We start from the raw sequence: 16,906 nt of genomic DNA on the forward strand, positions 1-16,906 counted from the left end.
CAAGAATCCAAAAGACAAAGAAAATATGAACCAACTCAAATTAATATGCATAAGTGTAGTCACCTTGCTCAGTACAGGTTGCCAAATCATCTCACCCATATTTGTGGACTACAATGGTGTACGGATGGATGTAGCACAATGAATTAACCGTCAGCAGCTACTCACCATGCAACAAAAACGTAGTCTTGCGCAGCTGAGTAAAGCACAGCAAAAATTGTATCGAATTGAACAAATTCCAGAAGATCAAAAACTGGCAATTGCCAAACAAAACCAGATCGCATTACATTGTGCATATCAGCATTTAACTGAAGATAAAATTAGTCAGTTACAATCGATGCTGTTCGGTCAAGACAAGAAAGATGCTATTTTAGAAAAATATAATCAAGAATTTCCACATATTAAATTGGCAACAACTGCTCTTCAGTGTGAATAAATGATTTTAAGCATAAATAATTAAGTACAAATTTCAAGCATAAAAAAAGGTCACACTTATAGAAGTGTGACCTATTAAAATGGTGGCTATGACGGGACTTGAACCTGTGACCCCCGCATTATGAGTGCGGTGCTCTAACCAACTGAGCTACATAGCCAAAACTGTGCGCGTATTATCTATTTCAACATGCTGTATGTCAAGAAATATCACACAATAATTGTAAAAAATTAGTGAAGTGAGCCGATAAGCCGGGTTCTGTCGTGAACGATCATTCCTCTAGGCGCACAATCACTCGTACGCTCAAGCGACCTACCCGAATCCAGCACGGGCCGTGCCTCAGGATTCCTATTTGGTCTTGCTTCTGGTGGGGTTTACCTTGCCGTGAACTGTTACCAGACACGCGGTGCGCTCTTACCGCACCCTTTCACCCTTACCATCTCTCTTGGTCTCCCCGAAGGGAAATTGCAAAGATGGCGGTCTACTCTCTGCTGCACTTGCCGTCGGCTTTCACCGCCCAGGCGTTACCTGGCACCCTGCCCTATGAAGCCCGGACTTTCCTCCCCTGCTTCAATCACGGAGATTTCCACAGCAGCGATCGTCTGGCTCACTTCGGGGCGCATCTTATCAAACTTCCGGACTAATTGCTTGTGCTTTTTTGAGCAATCAGTTTTTTATATTTATCCATTAAGTGATCTTGAGATTCCACATGCTTTGGATCTAGCGGAATACAATCGACTGGACAGAATAATTGACATTGGGGTTCATCAAAATGCCCGACACATTCGGTACACAAATCCGGGTGAATCTCATATATGATTTCACCCATGAAAATGGCCTCGTTCGGGCACACCGGCTCGCACACATCACAATTGATGCATTCATCGGTAATATATAAAGACACGCTACCAACCTTGTTGTTGTTTCCGTTTAAAGGCTTCAACCACAGCTTGCGGTACAAATTGGGTCACATCACCATTTAAACGGGCAATTTCACGTACCAACGTAGATGAAATAAAAGAATATTGCTCTGAAGGAGTTAAAAACACCGCTTCAAAATTCGAATCCAGTCGACGATTCATATTGGCCAGTTGAAATTCATATTCAAAATCCGATACGGCACGTAAACCCCGAAGTACTGCTGTGGCTTTTTGTTCGCGGAAAAAACTCACCAACAAACCATCAAAGCCGACAAATTCTACATTGGGCAAGTGACTTAAAGATTTTTGCGCTAAATCTACTCGCTCTTCTAAACTAAAAACTGGATTCTTATGATGACCAATGGCAATGGCAACCACCACCTCATCGAACATTTTCGCTGCACGTGACACCAAATCGATATGACCATTGGTAATTGGATCGAAGGTGCCCGGATAAATAACGCGAGTTTTAGACATCCATTTGTACTCTAGTTTATTGTGTAGATGCTTATTTTAACAAAAACTTGTTTTTTTAGTGAATAATCCTCATAAATTTAAAAAACTTCATCTTGGTTCGAGTTGCGGTACAATAGTAGGAAGATTGGAAGTATCAGATTATGGCGAAAGCAAGTATTGTAGTTAAAAAAAATAACGGCGGAACTATTGCACTCAACAAACGTGCCCGCCACGATTATTTTATTGAAGAGAAATTCGAAGCTGGTCTTTCATTACAAGGCTGGGAAGTCAAATCAATGCGTGCAGGTCGTATGACCATCGTAGAAAGCTATATTACCTTTAAAAATGGTGAAGCCTTCTTGTTTGGTGCACAGGTTCAGCCTTTACTGAGCGCATCGACCCATGTGGTACCTGAAGCGACGCGTACACGTAAACTTTTGTTGAACCGACGTGAAATCGAAAAGCTGATGGGTGCGATTAACCAAAAAGGTTATTCATGCGTTCCACTGGCTTGTTACTGGAAAGGGCCAAATGCCAAGCTTGAAATTGCTTTAGTAAAAGGTAAACAGCTTCACGATAAACGTGCCACTGAAAAAGACCGTGACTGGCAACGCGATAAAGCCCGAATTTTCCATAAATAAGTTTTTATCTATCAAACAAAAAACCTCCCTCTGGAGGTTTTTTAATATTCATATCAATCTGCTTTTATTTTAGTTTACCCAGCAATAAGCCGATATATTCACCAAACCAGATGGCTGTATCTAAATCACCTTGTGGCGGAGTTATTTCAACGGGCGCATTATCGGACTGCGTCATTAAACCTAAAAAGCTCGACATCCGGTTCAAATCCTGTGCGCTACGTCCGGTAGGCATCATCGGCAAGCCTGTCCACAACATGCCATGTTGCATGGCAAACAGATTGATCTGTTGCAACACAGCTAGCTTATCTCCGCTTAAACCGCCACCATTGGTGAAACCCGCTGCAATTTTGCCTTGCCATGTGCGTGCCAACCAGCGTTTGGAAGACTGCTCCATAAATAACTTCAAAGCAGCAGTTAAACTTCCCATATAGGTTGGGCAACCGAAAACAATCGCATCCGCCTGATCCAGTACATCCCAATCCACGTGTTCGATGTTCATACAGTGCACATGAATGCCCGTTTGCTCAGCACCTTGAGCAATAAAAGAGGCTACTTTTGCAGTATGTCCATATGGGCTGTGATAAACGATGGCAAGTGATTTCGAAGATAAAGGCATATCAATAAAAGCAGTAAATTTTAAGCAAGTTTAACAGTTTCACGCCATAAACACGAATGTTGCCATGCGCCCTGTTTTTGCCTCCCGGCGATAAGAAAAATATTCTTCTGCCTGCTGAAAGCTGCACTGATCGCCACCCAGCACAACATCAACACCGTGACGCTTCAGAATAAAACGTGCGATGGCATATAAGTCAGCATAAAACTTGGCTGCTTTTTCACTGTCTTTAAAAGCGCTCTCCAGTTCAGGATATTTTGAACAGAAAGCCAATTTGACTTCCTCACCAATTTCAAAACATGGTTGACTAATGGCAGCGCCTAACCATGCCCAAGTCGGCTGGTTTTGCATGGTCGCAATAGTATTTTCAACAATACCACCCGCCAAACCTCGCCAGCCGGCATGTAGATTCGCGATTTCCGTGCCATCTTTATTACCGAGAACTATAGGCAAACAATCCGCAGTCATCATCATTAAAGCATGTGCTTTGCGTTGTGTGACCAGGCCATCACCTTCGAGTGCTGTAAAAGGAATTTCTTCATTAATGGTATGACAAATAGTACTGTGCGTTTGCGTCATCCAGGTGACTTTATCGACCCCGAATTCATTAAACTCTTGCAGTAACGCCATACGATGCTGCTGTACACGCTTTGCTTCATCATGAACATGCAATGCCAAGTTAAATCCTGCAAGTTCAGGTTGAGCGGAAGGTTGAGTTTTTTGATGATGCACTCGCGTCTGCCCAACAAATATACCCTGTGGAAGCCCTTGAACGAATTGCATGTTTCTTTCCTTATGATGCATAGCACGCGATAAAACAACTTAGTAGGCTTGGTTTTCGCTACGTAAAACTTCAACCAATTGAGTAAAGTCATCTGCCCACGGCGCTTCGAACATCATTTCTTCACCTGAACGTGGATGAACCAGGCCAAGTTTAGATGCATGTAAGGCTTGGCGTTTAAAGCCACGTAAAGTTTCACCCAGTAATTCAGAAGCACCCGCAGGAACACGTACACGACTCATATACACCGGATCACCAACCAAACCAAAGCCCAGATAACTAAAATGAACACGGATTTGATGGGTACGACCCGTTTCCAAACGTGCTTGTACACGGGTGAAATGCTGGAAGCGCTCTTTTACGTTGTAATGAGTTACTGCATCCTTACCACCCGGCAAGATGGCCATTTTAATACGATCAACCGGATGACGTTTAATTGGCTCATCAATGGTGCCGCCGGCAATGATTTTGCCGTAAACCACCAGATCATAAACACGGTAGACGCTTTTCTTGGCCAACTGCTTGCTTAAGGAAAATTGAGATTCCAGGTTTTTCGCAACCACCAGCAAACCGCTGGTGTCTTTATCAATACGGTGCACGAGGCCCGCACGTGTCAACTCCGCCGATTTAGGATAATGATGCAGCAAGGCATTTACCAAAGTACCCGAGCTGTTGCCCGCGCCTGGATGAACCACCATACCCACCGGTTTATTAATGACAATAATATCGTCATCTTCATAAACAATATTTAATGGAATATCTTCAGGCAAGCTTTTGGTTTGAACTTCCAGCTCAACATTGAGTGTTAAAAGCTCATTGCCTTCACATTTATACTTGGGTTTAACAGTGTTACCATTTACCAACAAATGGCCATCTTTAAGCCACTGCTTCAGTTTTTCACGGGAAAAATCGTTCCAGACCAGCGCTGCGACCTGGTCGATACGTTGCCCTAAATAGCTTTCATCCAATTGAAATTGCAACGATAAACGTGTTGCAGTTGAGTCTGAAGTATGGTTATCTGCATCCTCAGAATCTTCAAGTAAATTGAAATCAGTTTCAGGGAAATTAGAATTAGAAGATTGTGCTTGACTCATTTGCTCATTCAGACAAAAGTGGTTTAATAGTGCAATTGTAGCTCATTGCCCGTATTAACAGAGGAATTTTTATGTCGTTACCACGTTATAAAATGACAATGCTTGCTTTATCTTTAGGCGTTGCGTCGGCAATAGCGGGCTGTAGCAGTAATCCAAAGAAAGAAGTTGTAGACACCGGACCACAATCTAGCGAGCAAGTTTATATTCAAAAAGCTGAAAAAGCCCTTGAACGTGGTCAATATACCGACGCGGCTAAGCATCTTGAAGCCTTAGACACCTACTACCCTACAGGTGATTATGCGCAACAGGCACAATTAGAATTGTTGTACGTTAAATTCCAACAAAAAGATTATGAAGGTGCAATTGCCCTTGCCGAGCGTTTTATTCGTCTAAATCCCCAACATCCAAATGTGGACTATGCCTACTATGTTCGTGGCGTGGCGAACATGGAACAAAACTATGATGGTTTATTGCGTTATACCTCATTAAAGCAGGCGCATCGTGATGTCAGCTATTTAAAAGTGGCTTATCAAAACTTTGTCGATTTCATTCGTCGCTTCCCGTCAAGCACTTATGCAGTCGATGCAGCACAGCGTATGAAGTTTATTGGCACCGAGTTGGCTGAAGCCGAGATGAATGCAGCGCGTTTTAATATCAAGCGTAAGGCATGGTTAGCTGCAGTTGAACGTTCTCAATGGGTGGTTGAACACTATCCACAAACCCCACAAGTGCCTGAAGCCTTAGCCACAATTGCCTATGGTTATGACAAACTAGGGGATACCCAGACTTCACAACAATATATTGAAGTGCTAAAGCTAAACTATCCAAACCTTGTTAAAGCGGATGGTAGTGTAAATCTTCGTGCTGCACGCAGTGAAGGTAGCTGGATTAACCGTGCAACTTTAGGTGTATTTGGACGTGAAGCGCAAAGTTCTACAGAGACAGAGCAACAACAAAGCACTGAAGATGGACAAAAACGCAGCATCACCAATCGTTTAAGTTTCGGTTTGTTAGATCGACCACAAACAGAAAGTAGTATTCCTGCACCGAAACAAGAAATGATTGCAGAACCAACTACAGAAGAAGTACCAGCAACTAAATAAGCCAAGCTTATTGGTCGCATTTTCATGAAGGGCAAGTTATCATACTTGCCCTTTTGCTATTTTAACCGATCATATTGATCATTTTGCGTAAAAGGTATACAAATTAACTTTTAACCCCTGACGCACTTTTAACTTAGCTAATTTCTGACAGCCTATTTGTCAGCCATTTTTAATAGATAGATCTCAACCCGATTACATACGTATGGCTATTCCTCAACACACGATTGATCAAATATTAGATCGCACAGATATTGTCGATCTGATTGGTCAACGCGTGAAACTTAAGAAGACTGGTCGCACCTATTCAGGCTGCTGCCCTTTTCATCAGGAAAAATCGCCATCATTCCATGTGTATCGGGATAAACAGTATTTTCATTGTTTTGGTTGTCAGGCCAACGGTAATGCCATTCGCTTTTTAATGGACATCGACGGTCGTAATTTTGTCGATGTGATGAAAGATCTGTCGAGCCGAAGCGGTATTGAACTGCCCAAAGACAATCAAGATTCAAATAAAATCAAATATAAACGTGAAGCAGCGAAGCCTCAGCCTGTTGCGAAAAAAATTGAACCCGACACTCAAAATGCTGCAGCCAATTCACCACAAAACTCTAATGCCCCATCACCGGCAGCAATGGATCACGACCCTTTTGCAGAATTTCAGATGCAAGAGGATGTGTTCTATGGCAATGATCCATTTGCAGCGTTTGATCAAACTACTGCGCAATTTGAAGATATTGCTCAAGACGGTAACTTATACGATTTACTGGAAAATATTGCGCTGTATTATGAACAGCAATTACCGCATAGTCAGACTGCCCAGCAATACTTCAAACAACGGGGTTTAAGCGCTGAAACCATTGCGTATTGGCGTTTAGGTTATGCGCCCGAAGACTGGCAACATCTGGAAAAAGCCTTCCCTTATGATATTGAAGGTTTAAGACAACTGGGGTTAATCCGTACCAGTGACAAAGGGCGAGATTTTGACCTGCTGCGTGATCGGGTCATTTTTCCGATTCGTGATTCCAAAGGTCGTGTGGTTGGCTTTGGCGGTCGTGCTTTAAATGACGAAATCAAACCCAAGTATATCAACTCACCCGATTCTGAAGTGTTTCATAAAAACCAGTTGCTATATGGTTTATATGAAGGCCGCAAGCAAAAAGCCCAAGACTGGCTGATGGTCGAAGGCTATATGGATGTCATTGCCTTACAGCAATATGGCGTTTTCGGTGCTGTGGCGACCTTGGGTACAGCCAGTAATACCGACCATCTAAATATTTTATTTAAGCAAAATAGTCGCATTACTGTGGCATTCGATGGCGATGCGGCCGGTCAAAAAGCGGCGCGTCGCACTTTAGAAATTGCACTTCCTTTACTGAATGACGGTCGTGAACTCAAGTTCTTCGTGCTACCGAATGATCACGATCCGGATTCACTCATTCGCCGTGAAGGCTTAGAAAGCTTTCAACGCATGTTGCAAGCCGCGCCTTTATTGTCCGAGTTTGTTTTTGCCCATTTAACTCAAAATCATAACAGCACATCGCCTGAAGGTAAAAGTCAGGTCATGGGTGAGTTAAAACAGCTCACTGAACTGTTGCCGAAACATGGTTCTTACCGTTATTTGTTACAGCAATATTTCCGTGAAAAGCTCGGTTATAGCCGCAAATGGCAACCGCCAGTCAACAATGATGCGTCATTAAGCTTTAGTACCAAAATTGATGCAGAAGAATATGTGGTGGCGATTTTAATGAGTCACCCCTATTTGTATATCCATTTCGAACCGTTACGCGCTTTGATTCCACATGATCAGTTGCTGTTTAAAATTTTAAATATCTTTAATATCATTTTTGATGATTTACCGGATGATACTGAATTATCGCAATATTATGTCTTAGGTGCCTGTGCAAATTATCACCATGACTTACAGCATATTTTAATGCAAACCAATATCAGTGATTACACCTCATCTCCAGAGCAAGCAGATAAACTAGCTGAAGATTTTTCGATTAAACTGCAATATCAATGCTTGCAGCAAAAATTAAAATCGAAAAAATTTACCAGCATTGCTGAAATGAGAAACTTGAAACAGCGAATTTATGAAATTGATCGTAAACGATCATTGACCTTAATTGACGAATAATCGGGCGCTAAAAACCAAGCTATTCTTTTTCTTGTTTTGTTTTACGACGCTTCGCAAAGATTGCGTCCAGATCATCACGCATCCATTCAAAACAACTTGGATCTTCAGATTTCGCTGCTTGACGCAATAAAATAGAAGTAGGATGGAGTAATTTTTGGGTTAAACGATGCGAAAACTCTTGCAGCACCTGCTCGGCATTTTCACCGGCTGTAATTCGAGACATCGCTAGAGCCAACTCTTCCTGTCTTAGAACTTCGCCTTGTTCACGATACGCATGAATAGTACTACCCGCTTTGTTGATTTTTTGCTGGGTGAGCAATTCTGTGGCTAATTGATTGACCATGACTTCTGCTTCAACCGCCGCTTGGCGACGTTGAGCCAGATTGTCATCAATTACACTTTGTAAATCATCGACGCCATATAAATACACGCCATCCAATGATTTAACTTTTGGGTCGATATCACGCGGAACCGCTAAATCCACCAACAGCATTTGTTGATAGCGACGTTTTTTTAATGCAGTTTTAACGTCATTGTAAGCAATAACCTGATGCAAACTTCCGGTACAGCTTGAAATCACATCTGCGCGATATAAGTTTGCAGCCAACTCGGAAAAATCGATAATTTCCACATCTACCCGATGCGCAATTTCTTGCGCCAAGACTTCAGCGCGGGCACGTGTACGATTACAAATAAGGACTTTACCTACGCCCATTTCGGCTAAATGTTTCGCCACCAAGCTATTCATTTCACCTGCTGCAACCACCATCACGGTCAGTTTTTCAGGCTTGCTAAAGACTTGAAGTGCCAACTGAGCAACGGCATAACCCATGGAAACCGCATGACTACCAACTGCAGTTTCCGAACGGACACGCTTGGCTGCGTAAAAAGCATATTCAAAAATGCGGTTTAAATTTGGAGAAACGGTATGGGCATCTTTGGCCAGAGAAAGCGCAGACTTTACTTGTCCTAAAATTTGCGGTTCACCCAGCATCAAGGAGTCAAGACCACTGGCAACCCGCATCAGATGCGTTACAGCCTGCGCATTTTCATAGCGATAGACATGATTTAATAATTGTTTAGCATCTAGGCCATTTGCCTGGGCGAGCCAATTCATTACCATCTCTGCATTGTCAGACATGGCATAAACTTCAGTTCGATTACATGTAGAAACCACGACCATATCATTCAAGTCATGGTTTTGGCTTTGCTCGGCAAGCAGTTGCGTTAACTTTTCCGGGTTAAATGCAATCTGTTCACGCAGTTCTACAGAAGCGGTCTGATGGTTGACACCCAGTGCAAAGAAAGACATATCAGATCATCATTTCGCTAAATTTATGCTATTGTGCAATATTGGTGTCATAAAAAGCATTACTTGGATCAAGAAAAATTGCGTCAAACAAATAGCCGAATAAACGGCGCGACAATTAAGCAATATTCTACCACATTCTTACTTGTGGGTAGCATGGCTTCGAGTGCTCATATTAGAGCATCCGGAGAAATTTATCATGCCAATTCAAATTATAATGCCATAAAACAAAGCATGATTGCTGAATTTGCACTGGCCTATCATGACATTCCAACAGCATTACATAACTACACCGTGCTTGCAATTAAAAGCAGTTCGACCACGGTTAAACAGCGCGCCTTAAATGTTGCACTGGAACAAAATGACCTAAAAGCTGCACTCGACATTGCAACGCATTGGGTGGTTCAGGAACCTACAGATGTTCCGGCTTTATTTTATCTTTCACATATTGCCCTGAAATCGCATGAGTATGAACTGGCATCCGAAACGCTAGATAAAATTTTAAATATTGATCCCGATGCAGACCTGGAAAAGATTCTGGTCGGCATTGTGCCAGAAGAACCGGAAGATCGAGAAGTTCTACTGGAAGCATTAAGCAAAAGTAAAGAACGCGACAACCCATCTGTCTTGGTACTGATTTCAGGCTTAGAGGCGCAAAATGGACAGTTAGAGCAAGCACTGGTTACGGTTAATCGTGCACTTAAAAAACGCCCCAAAGTCACTGGCTTTATCTTAATGAAAGCCAATTTACTCAGTGCTTTAGGGGATGAAGACGCCACCCTAGAATGGTATGACAAAGCCAGTCGTAAACATAAATCCAATTTAGAAGTTCGTTTGGCTGAAATTAAATATCTAATTAAAATTAATAAATCTAAAGCAGCACTGGATAAACTCGAAACCATTCTCAAGAAATGGCCGCATGAAGAAGAAGCCCTGTTCATTGCAGGCTTAACCAGTATTGATTTAGAAGAATATGAAAAGGCGGAAAAGTTTTTAGTTGAGCTTCGATATTCCAATCAATATCAAAATGAAGCCTATTATTATCTAGCTGTAAATGCCGAAAGAAAACAACATTTTGAAACCGCAAAAGCCTATTACCGCTTGGTGGATGGCAGCCTGTACACGGTTTCACGCCGCAACATGATTAATATTTTTTCAGAGCAAAAACAGCTGAGCGATGCGTTACGGTTTTTAACTCAGGAACGGGTCAATTATCCTCAACATGCCAGTTTCCTCTATCAGGCTCAGGCCGATATTCTAAAACGTATGGGCAATAAAAAAGCAGCCATGCGCCTGCTCGATGAGGCCATTAAAAATATCCCGGATGACCCTGAGCTGATCTATTCTGAAGTACTGCTTCTTGACGCGTATCAAGATCAGGATAAGCTTGATAAATTATTGAAAAAACTATTGGAAATTGAACCAAACAGCCCAACCTATCTGAATGCTTATGCCTACACACTAGCGCTACAAAACAGACGTTTGGATGAAGCCAGACAGTATGTTGAACATGCCTTGGAGTTTGCACCTGAACAAGCGTCTATTTTGGATACGCTCGGCTATATCACCTTTTTACAGAATGACTTTAAAACCTCTGCGCTGGTTTTAGAAAAAGCGTATGAGATGAGTCAAAGTGTCAAAATTGGAGTGCGCTATGCAAAAGCGCTGTATATGCAAGGCGATCTGACAAAATTTAATCATGTGTTACAACAATTACAAAAAAAACACCCCAATGATCCTCAATTAGAGCAACTGAAATCGTTATTGTTACCGCCACACCTGAAAAAGAGTTAATGATCTTTATGCGTATTTTTTCGAAATTCGGCTTAACCCTAATCGCCACAAGCACACTAGTACTGACAGGTTGCCAACAATATACTCAGCCTCAAGCGCCGAGTGTTTCCCAATTACCTGAAGCAAAAAATTTCAACCTGCAAGGTAAAATTGGGGTAAAAACCCCAAAACAATCTGGCAGTGCATTTTTCACCTGGGTACAACAGCAGGATGAATTTGACATCGAGTTAAGCGGAATTTTAGGGGTGGGCAAAACGCAAATTTCAGGCACTCCAGGTCAAGTCAGCTTAAATAGTGCCAAAACTGGACTGATTGAAGCTGAAACACCTGAAGAATTACTGGAACGTGCAACCGGTTGGCAAGCACCGATTACTCATTTAGTTGATTGGGTTCAAGCCAAACCGGCAACCGCACAAGCGAAAATCAGTAAAGATGAGAACAATCGTCCCATCCAATTTTTGGAAGATGGCTGGACTGTTGATTTAAGTTATAATGATCAAGCGCAATTACCAAATAAATTGATTTTGAAACAGGCACTTGAATCAGGTCAGGAAAACCGTATTACAATGGTTATTCAAAATCGTTAAATCTGCAAAAGTTTAAAACTCTATGATTCGTGTTCCCTCTCCTGCCAAGCTCAATCTTTTTTTGCATATCACCGGTCGTCGTGACAATGGCTATCATGAATTGCAAACTATTTTCCAATTGATTGATTTAACTGACTGGCTAGAATTCACTCAAGCAGATGACCTAACCATTTCAATTGATGGCTTGAGCAGTGTCGACCTTGAACAGAATTTAATCTATAAAGCCACTCAAATTTTAAAACCTTATGCTAAACGGCCAACTGGTTTAAAAATCTCCATTGAGAAAAATATTCCGATGGGTGCAGGCCTCGGAGGTGGCTCCTCCAATGCTGCCACCACCCTCATTGTAGTAAACCAACTGTGGCAATGCGGTCTAAGTATTGAACAATTGGCTGAGCTAGGGGTAAAACTCGGTGCAGACGTTCCGATTTTTGTTCATGGCCGTAACGCATGGGCTGAAGGTATTGGTGAACACTTAACATTCATAGACTTAGATCAAAAACAATACATTGTGCTAAAACCTGACTGTTTTATCAGCACTCAACTGCTTTTTTCACAAAAAACGTTGACAAGAGACACGAAGCCTACTAAATTTTGCGCCTATCAGTTAACGCCATTTAACTTTGGAAATAACTTTAAGCCTTTGGCAAGAAGTCTATATCCTGAAGTGAATGAAGCGATGCAGTATTTAGACCAGTTCGGTATTGCAAAACTTACAGGTACAGGTGCTTGTGTTTTTACTGAAGTAACTGCCGATATGAATATTGATGAGATTTTGGCTCATTCACCTTGTAAAGCTTACTTGGTCAATAGTTTAAATGAATCACCATTACGTCATTTCCAGGTTATATGATAGGGGCGTCGCCAAGTGGTAAGGCACCGGGTTTTGATCTCGGCATCCGTTGGTTCGAATCCAGCCGCCCCTGCCATTCATTTCATCTGTAGATTGCTGTATTAGGGGCGTCGCCAAGTGGTAAGGCACCGGGTTTTGATCTCGGCATCCGTTGGTTCGAATCCAGCCGCCCCTGCCATTTAAACCAGTCGTTTAAATAAAAATTACAGTAATCAAATTTAGGGGTATCGCCAAGTGGTAAGGCACCGGGTTTTGATCTCGGCATCCGTTGGTTCGAATCCAGCTACCCCTGCCATTTTCTCAAAAAAGACAGAACAGAGTTTGCAGGTTCATTTGTTAATTTACCTTGACATAGAACCACAAAACTATTAAAGTTCTGCCGCATTAGGGGCGTCGCCAAGTGGTAAGGCACCGGGTTTTGATCTCGGCATCCGTTGGTTCGAATCCAGCCGCCCCTGCCATCTACTTTCAAACATTCCAACCGCCAAGGGTGCTTCATGCCCAATCTTGTCGTTTTTAGTGGAACTGCACATCCACAATTCGCCCAAAAAGTCGTAAGCCACCTGCACATTCCTTTAGGTGCAGCATCTGTAGGTCATTTTTCTGACGGTGAAATTGCTGTCGAAATTACTGAAAATGTTCGTGGTAAAGACGTATTTCTCGTACAGCCTACTTGTGCCCCAACGAATGACAACCTTATGGAAGTCCTCGTGATGGCCGATGCTTTACGTCGTGCAAGCGCAGGTCGTATTACTGCTGTCATCCCTTACTTTGGATATGCTCGTCAAGACCGTCGTCCCCGTTCAAGCCGTGTGCCAATCACTGCAAAAGTTGTAGCAGATATGCTGACAACTGTAGGTATTGACCGCGTTGTAATGATCGACCTTCATGCTGACCAGATTCAAGGTTTCTTCGACATCCCTGTAGACAATATCTACGGTACTCCTGCGTTACTTGCTGATCTTCGTCAACAGCAACACCATAATCTTATGGTTGTTTCTCCAGACGTTGGCGGTGTAGTTCGTGCACGTGCTGTAGCTAAGCAAATGGGTGATATCGATCTTGCAATCATTGATAAACGTCGTCAAAAAGCAAATGAATCACAAGTGATGCATTTGATTGGTGATGTAAAAGATCGTGACTGCGTAATTGTGGATGACATGGTGGATACTGCTGGTACTTTGTGTAAAGCTGCTGATGCACTGAAACAATTTGGTGCTCGCCGTGTGGTTGCCTATGCAACTCACCCTGTACTTTCAGGTAAAGCTCTTGAGAATTTGAAAAACTCTGTACTCGACGAACTTGTCGTAACAGATACCATTCCTCTTTCTCAGGAAGCATTAGAACTTGGTAAGATTCGCCAAGTTTCAGTTGCTAGTATGGTTGCTGAAACAATTCGTCGTATTAACAACGAAGAATCTATTAGCGCAATGTTTGATAGTTATCTATAATACAGCGCTAAATTTTAAAAGCCCTGCCCTATGGTAGGGCTTTGTATCGCTGAACTGGTCGAAGGTTCAGTCCATTAAACTCAATGAGGAAATGTCATCATGGCAAACTTCGTATTAAATGCAGTAGCTCGTGACGAATCAGTACAAGGGAAAGGTTCGAGCCGCCGCCTTCGTCTAGAAAACAAAGTTCCAGCAATCATTTACGGTGGCGAAGCTGCTCCTGTAACTGTGACTTTAGAACTTCGTCAACTTGTTAAATTTCTTGAAGACAATTCTTTCTTTGAAGAAGTGATTGAAATTCAAGTGGGCGACAAAGTTGAAAGCGTTAAAATCCAAGCTTTACAACGTCACCCAGCTAAAAACACGCCTATGCACGCTGACTTTAAACGCGCATAAGTGTTAACGGTATAATTAGTGTCAAAACTTTCGCTAATTGTCGGTTTGGGCAATCCTGGTAAGGAATACGCCCAAACCCGCCATAATGCAGGCGCTTGGTTTGTTGAACGGCTTGCAGAACAATATGGCATTTCCCTCAAAGCCGATCCTAAATTCTACGGAATCAGTGGTCGCGGTAATATTGAAGGTCAAGACGTTCGTCTGCTTTTACCCACAACCTTTATGAATGCCTCTGGCAAAAGTGTTGTGCCCTTCGCAAAATTCTATCAAGTTGCCCCAGAAACGATGCTGATCGCGCATGATGAGCTGGATATGAATCCCGGTGTAATTCGCTTAAAAACAGGCGGTGGTCACGGTGGTCATAACGGTTTACGCGATATCGTTCCGCATACAGGTCCTGATTTCCATCGTCTACGTATCGGTATTGGTCATCCTGGTTCAAAAGAACGTGTATCTGGACATGTACTCAGCAAAGCGCCGAGCAGCGAACAAGATTTAATGGATGATGCCATTGCGCACGCTTTATCTCGCATTAAATTGCTGGTAAACGGTGACATACAGCCAGCCATGAATCAAATCAATGCTTATAAACCGAATTGATCAATCCACAAATTGTTGAACAATCCTTCTTGCCATGATGCTTTTTTCAGAGCAAAATGCGTTTTCTGCGGATTACTTACCCAGTAAAAAGTGATTGATTTAACCATAAGATAAAATCTTAGCTCGACTAAGGAGACGCCAGCCATGCTATCTCGTTTATTAAAATGCAAAATTCACCGTGCTCAAGTTACGCATGCAGAACTTCATTACGAAGGTTCATGTGCAATTGATGGCGTACTCATGGATTTAGCAGGTATTCGTGAATACGAAGAAATCCACGTATGGAACGTCACGAATGGTAAACGCTTCGCCACTTATGCGATTCGTGGTGAAGATCATTCAGGTATTATTTCTGTCAATGGTGGTGCTGCACATCAAGCTGACGTCGGTGACTTAGTGATTATTGCCACCTTTGGTGATTTCACTGAAGCTGAAGCGAATGCACATAAACCACGTCTTGTTTATGCCAACCCGAACAATACTGTAAGTCACACTGCGAACTGTATTCCTGTTCAAGTGGCTTAAATTTAAAGATATTAAAGGCTCGCAGTATGCGGGCTTTTTTATTATCTTGTGATTTTCACTTTATTATTCAAATATTTACTATCTATATGACTGACTGATCTATACAAAGCTGCGCCCTTGATTAAAAACGGGTCTATAATCATTGAACATCGCTTCAGGGCGGGGCGCAATTCCCCACCGGTGGTAAGTTAAACTTAGATGAAATGATAAGATTTAATCAGCCCACGAGCCTGTCAATTTTCTTAAAAGATTGACTCGCAGATTTGGTGAGAAACCAAAGCCGACGGTATAGTCCGGATGAAAGAAGACGACGTAACCGATATTTATATTTAATATATCGCTGCGACCCCATTTCTGCATCAGTCCTGAAATGTTCAACCGTATTTTTATTTTACGAGAGCGTTTCAATGTCTAGTTTGATTCAACCCGAAATTTTCTTTTCAGCCCTTCCCCCAGCTGAACAACGTATCCAAAAAGCATTAGAAGATATCCGCCAAGGTAAACCGGTTTTGGTGATGGATGACTTTGACCGCGAAAATGAAGCCGACCTGATTGTTGCTGCAGAAACACTAACTGTTGAAACCATGGCGCGGATGATTCGTGATGGTTCAGGTATTGTCTGCTTATGCTTAACCGATGAATTGGCCAATCATTTGGAACTTCCACCGATGGTGACTGACAACTCAAGCCAGTTTAAAACAGCCTTTACTGTAACCATTGAAGCCGCGACAGGCATAACCACTGGCGTTTCAGCAAAAGACCGTACCACCACAATTAAAGCTGCAATCAAGGATGGGGCTATCGCAAGTGACTTAAACCGTCCTGGTCATGTCTTTCCTTTACGCGCCCGTAATGGTGGTGTGTTAACCCGTCGTGGGCATACTGAAGGTACGATTGATTTAGCACGTTTAGCCAGTTTAAAACCGGCAGGTGTTTTATGTGAATTGACTAATCCGGATGGCACTATGGCGTCGGGTATTCAAGTGCTGGCTTATGCGCAAACTCATCATTTAACCGTGATTACGATTGAAGAAATTGTGCAATATCGCGTAGCGCATAATCTCTAAAATTAAAAAATAAAAGCCCCTATTCGAGGGAATGCCAGTCAGTTAAGAAATTGACTGGCAGTTTTAATTTTGTACTCCTCATGTTCTTTGATACGTGGAAATGTCATTCGCAACTTGAGCAAGAACACAGCCATGCTTTGTTTACGGCG

At 42.4% G+C, this 16,906-nt stretch carries 17 protein-coding genes, 5 tRNA genes, 1 other RNA gene, 1 pseudogene and 1 riboswitch; of the genes and pseudogenes, 16 read left to right on the top strand and 8 right to left on the bottom strand.

The window, feature by feature from the left end:
* Positions 1-166: 166 nt before the first annotated feature.
* Positions 167-433 (top strand): hypothetical protein, encoded by a 267-nt coding sequence (locus ACP69Y_RS06075; RefSeq protein WP_425917055.1) that lies wholly within the window; start codon positions 167-169, stop codon positions 431-433.
* A gap of 80 nt (positions 434-513) precedes the next feature.
* Here ACP69Y_RS06075 and ACP69Y_RS06080 read toward each other — a convergent pair.
* From ACP69Y_RS06080 to coaD, 4 genes are all read right to left on the bottom strand, one after another.
* Positions 514-590, bottom strand: a tRNA-Met gene (locus tag ACP69Y_RS06080).
* A gap of 71 nt (positions 591-661) precedes the next feature.
* Positions 662-1,044: RNase P RNA component class A (rnpB, locus tag ACP69Y_RS06085), an RNA gene on the bottom strand.
* A 26-nt stretch (positions 1,045-1,070) separates the two neighbouring features.
* Positions 1,071-1,334, bottom strand: a complete 264-nt coding sequence (locus ACP69Y_RS06090; protein WP_425917057.1) for a YfhL family 4Fe-4S dicluster ferredoxin — start codon at positions 1,332-1,334, stop codon at positions 1,071-1,073.
* A 1-nt stretch (position 1,335) separates the two neighbouring features.
* A complete protein-coding gene (gene coaD, locus ACP69Y_RS06095) occupies positions 1,336-1,827 on the bottom strand; it encodes a pantetheine-phosphate adenylyltransferase (protein WP_425917059.1) in 492 nt (163 codons plus the stop codon).
* A gap of 140 nt (positions 1,828-1,967) precedes the next feature.
* On the opposite strand from coaD, the gene smpB reads away from it, so the two are divergent.
* Positions 1,968-2,447: an SsrA-binding protein SmpB gene (gene smpB, locus ACP69Y_RS06100; protein WP_131288808.1), complete on the top strand. Its 480-nt coding sequence runs from the start codon at positions 1,968-1,970 to the stop codon at positions 2,445-2,447.
* A gap of 64 nt (positions 2,448-2,511) precedes the next feature.
* Here the strand turns inward: smpB and ACP69Y_RS06105 are convergent, their stop codons facing one another.
* Genes ACP69Y_RS06105 through rluD form a run of 3 tightly spaced genes read right to left on the bottom strand, consistent with a single transcriptional unit; the run spans position 2,512 to position 4,935 of the window.
* Complete coding sequence (locus tag ACP69Y_RS06105; RefSeq protein ID WP_425917062.1) at positions 2,512-3,063, bottom strand: flavodoxin family protein; 552 nt, start codon at positions 3,061-3,063, stop codon at positions 2,512-2,514.
* 39 nt (positions 3,064-3,102) lie between these two features.
* Positions 3,103-3,843, bottom strand: coding sequence for a peptidoglycan editing factor PgeF (gene pgeF / locus ACP69Y_RS06110; RefSeq protein WP_425917064.1), 741 nt, complete (start codon positions 3,841-3,843; stop codon positions 3,103-3,105).
* Between the two features lie 39 nt (positions 3,844-3,882).
* The gene (rluD, locus tag ACP69Y_RS06115; RefSeq protein ID WP_425917066.1) at positions 3,883-4,935 is read right to left on the bottom strand and encodes a 23S rRNA pseudouridine(1911/1915/1917) synthase RluD; all 1,053 of its coding nucleotides are present in this window, start codon (positions 4,933-4,935) and stop codon (positions 3,883-3,885) included.
* A gap of 71 nt (positions 4,936-5,006) precedes the next feature.
* On the opposite strand from rluD, the gene ACP69Y_RS06120 reads away from it, so the two are divergent.
* Positions 5,007-6,038: an outer membrane protein assembly factor BamD gene (locus ACP69Y_RS06120; protein ID WP_425917068.1), complete on the top strand. Its 1,032-nt coding sequence runs from the start codon at positions 5,007-5,009 to the stop codon at positions 6,036-6,038.
* Between the two features lie 202 nt (positions 6,039-6,240).
* Positions 6,241-8,032, top strand: a pseudogene (locus ACP69Y_RS06125) (DNA primase); the annotation flags it as partial.
* A 162-nt stretch (positions 8,033-8,194) separates the two neighbouring features.
* On the opposite strand, the gene hemA reads toward ACP69Y_RS06125, so the two are convergent.
* Entirely contained in the window at positions 8,195-9,487 is a 1,293-nt protein-coding gene (gene hemA / locus ACP69Y_RS06130; RefSeq protein WP_425917070.1) for a glutamyl-tRNA reductase, read from the bottom strand.
* Positions 9,488-9,565: 78 nt separating this feature from the next.
* On the opposite strand from hemA, the gene ACP69Y_RS06135 reads away from it, so the two are divergent.
* The 12 genes from ACP69Y_RS06135 (at position 9,566) to ribB (ending at position 16,757) form a co-directional block, all read left to right on the top strand.
* Positions 9,566-11,278 (top strand): hypothetical protein, encoded by a 1,713-nt coding sequence (locus ACP69Y_RS06135; RefSeq protein ID WP_425917072.1) that lies wholly within the window; start codon positions 9,566-9,568, stop codon positions 11,276-11,278.
* 8 nt (positions 11,279-11,286) lie between these two features.
* Positions 11,287-11,865: a lipoprotein insertase outer membrane protein LolB gene (gene lolB, locus ACP69Y_RS06140; protein WP_425917074.1), complete on the top strand. Its 579-nt coding sequence runs from the start codon at positions 11,287-11,289 to the stop codon at positions 11,863-11,865.
* 22 nt (positions 11,866-11,887) lie between these two features.
* Positions 11,888-12,718, top strand: a complete 831-nt coding sequence (gene ispE, locus ACP69Y_RS06145; RefSeq protein ID WP_425917076.1) for a 4-(cytidine 5'-diphospho)-2-C-methyl-D-erythritol kinase — start codon at positions 11,888-11,890, stop codon at positions 12,716-12,718.
* A gap of 1 nt (position 12,719) precedes the next feature.
* Positions 12,720-12,794: transfer RNA gene (locus ACP69Y_RS06150), tRNA-Gln, on the top strand.
* 27 nt (positions 12,795-12,821) lie between these two features.
* Positions 12,822-12,896, top strand: a tRNA-Gln gene (locus ACP69Y_RS06155).
* Positions 12,897-12,938: 42 nt separating this feature from the next.
* Positions 12,939-13,013, top strand: a tRNA-Gln gene (locus tag ACP69Y_RS06160).
* 91 nt (positions 13,014-13,104) lie between these two features.
* Positions 13,105-13,179 (top strand) — tRNA-Gln (locus ACP69Y_RS06165).
* A 36-nt stretch (positions 13,180-13,215) separates the two neighbouring features.
* On the top strand, positions 13,216-14,169 hold the full coding sequence (locus ACP69Y_RS06170) for a ribose-phosphate pyrophosphokinase (RefSeq protein ID WP_131288821.1): 954 nt from the start codon (positions 13,216-13,218) through the stop codon (positions 14,167-14,169).
* 99 nt (positions 14,170-14,268) lie between these two features.
* A complete protein-coding gene (gene rplY, locus ACP69Y_RS06175; RefSeq protein WP_067723999.1) occupies positions 14,269-14,565 on the top strand; it encodes a 50S ribosomal protein L25 in 297 nt (98 codons plus the stop codon).
* Positions 14,566-14,583: 18 nt separating this feature from the next.
* Positions 14,584-15,165 carry an aminoacyl-tRNA hydrolase gene (gene pth / locus ACP69Y_RS06180; RefSeq protein WP_425917079.1) on the top strand — a complete coding sequence of 194 codons (582 nt, stop codon included), beginning with the start codon at positions 14,584-14,586 and terminating at the stop codon, positions 15,163-15,165.
* Between the two features lie 144 nt (positions 15,166-15,309).
* Complete coding sequence (panD, locus tag ACP69Y_RS06185; protein ID WP_131213933.1) at positions 15,310-15,690, top strand: aspartate 1-decarboxylase; 381 nt, start codon at positions 15,310-15,312, stop codon at positions 15,688-15,690.
* Between the two features lie 147 nt (positions 15,691-15,837).
* A riboswitch (FMN riboswitch) is annotated at positions 15,838-16,003 on the top strand.
* 94 nt (positions 16,004-16,097) lie between these two features.
* Entirely contained in the window at positions 16,098-16,757 is a 660-nt protein-coding gene (gene ribB / locus ACP69Y_RS06190; RefSeq protein WP_425917082.1) for a 3,4-dihydroxy-2-butanone-4-phosphate synthase, read from the top strand.
* Positions 16,758-16,906 lie beyond the last annotated feature (149 nt).

The sequence above is a fragment of the Acinetobacter sp. TSRC1-2 genome, from assembly GCF_049895885.1.
Taxonomy (GTDB): Bacteria; Pseudomonadota; Gammaproteobacteria; order Pseudomonadales; family Moraxellaceae; genus Acinetobacter.

Coding starts and splice junctions, on each gene's coding strand:
- ribB (WP_425917082.1), top strand. CDS start 16,098: ATGTCTAGTTTGATTCAACCCGAAATTTTCTTTTCAGCCCTTCCCCCA.
- ACP69Y_RS06105 (WP_425917062.1), bottom strand. CDS start 3,063: ATGCCTTTATCTTCGAAATCACTTGCCATCGTTTATCACAGCCCATAT.
- pgeF (WP_425917064.1), bottom strand. CDS start 3,843: ATGCAATTCGTTCAAGGGCTTCCACAGGGTATATTTGTTGGGCAGACG.
- smpB (WP_131288808.1), top strand. CDS start 1,968: ATGGCGAAAGCAAGTATTGTAGTTAAAAAAAATAACGGCGGAACTATT.
- coaD (WP_425917059.1), bottom strand. CDS start 1,827: ATGTCTAAAACTCGCGTTATTTATCCGGGCACCTTCGATCCAATTACC.
- ispE (WP_425917076.1), top strand. CDS start 11,888: ATGATTCGTGTTCCCTCTCCTGCCAAGCTCAATCTTTTTTTGCATATC.
- ACP69Y_RS06120 (WP_425917068.1), top strand. CDS start 5,007: ATGTCGTTACCACGTTATAAAATGACAATGCTTGCTTTATCTTTAGGC.
- lolB (WP_425917074.1), top strand. CDS start 11,287: ATGCGTATTTTTTCGAAATTCGGCTTAACCCTAATCGCCACAAGCACA.
- rplY (WP_067723999.1), top strand. CDS start 14,269: ATGGCAAACTTCGTATTAAATGCAGTAGCTCGTGACGAATCAGTACAA.
- panD (WP_131213933.1), top strand. CDS start 15,310: ATGCTATCTCGTTTATTAAAATGCAAAATTCACCGTGCTCAAGTTACG.
- rluD (WP_425917066.1), bottom strand. CDS start 4,935: ATGAGTCAAGCACAATCTTCTAATTCTAATTTCCCTGAAACTGATTTC.
- ACP69Y_RS06170 (WP_131288821.1), top strand. CDS start 13,216: ATGCCCAATCTTGTCGTTTTTAGTGGAACTGCACATCCACAATTCGCC.
- ACP69Y_RS06075 (WP_425917055.1), top strand. CDS start 167: ATGCAACAAAAACGTAGTCTTGCGCAGCTGAGTAAAGCACAGCAAAAA.
- hemA (WP_425917070.1), bottom strand. CDS start 9,487: ATGTCTTTCTTTGCACTGGGTGTCAACCATCAGACCGCTTCTGTAGAA.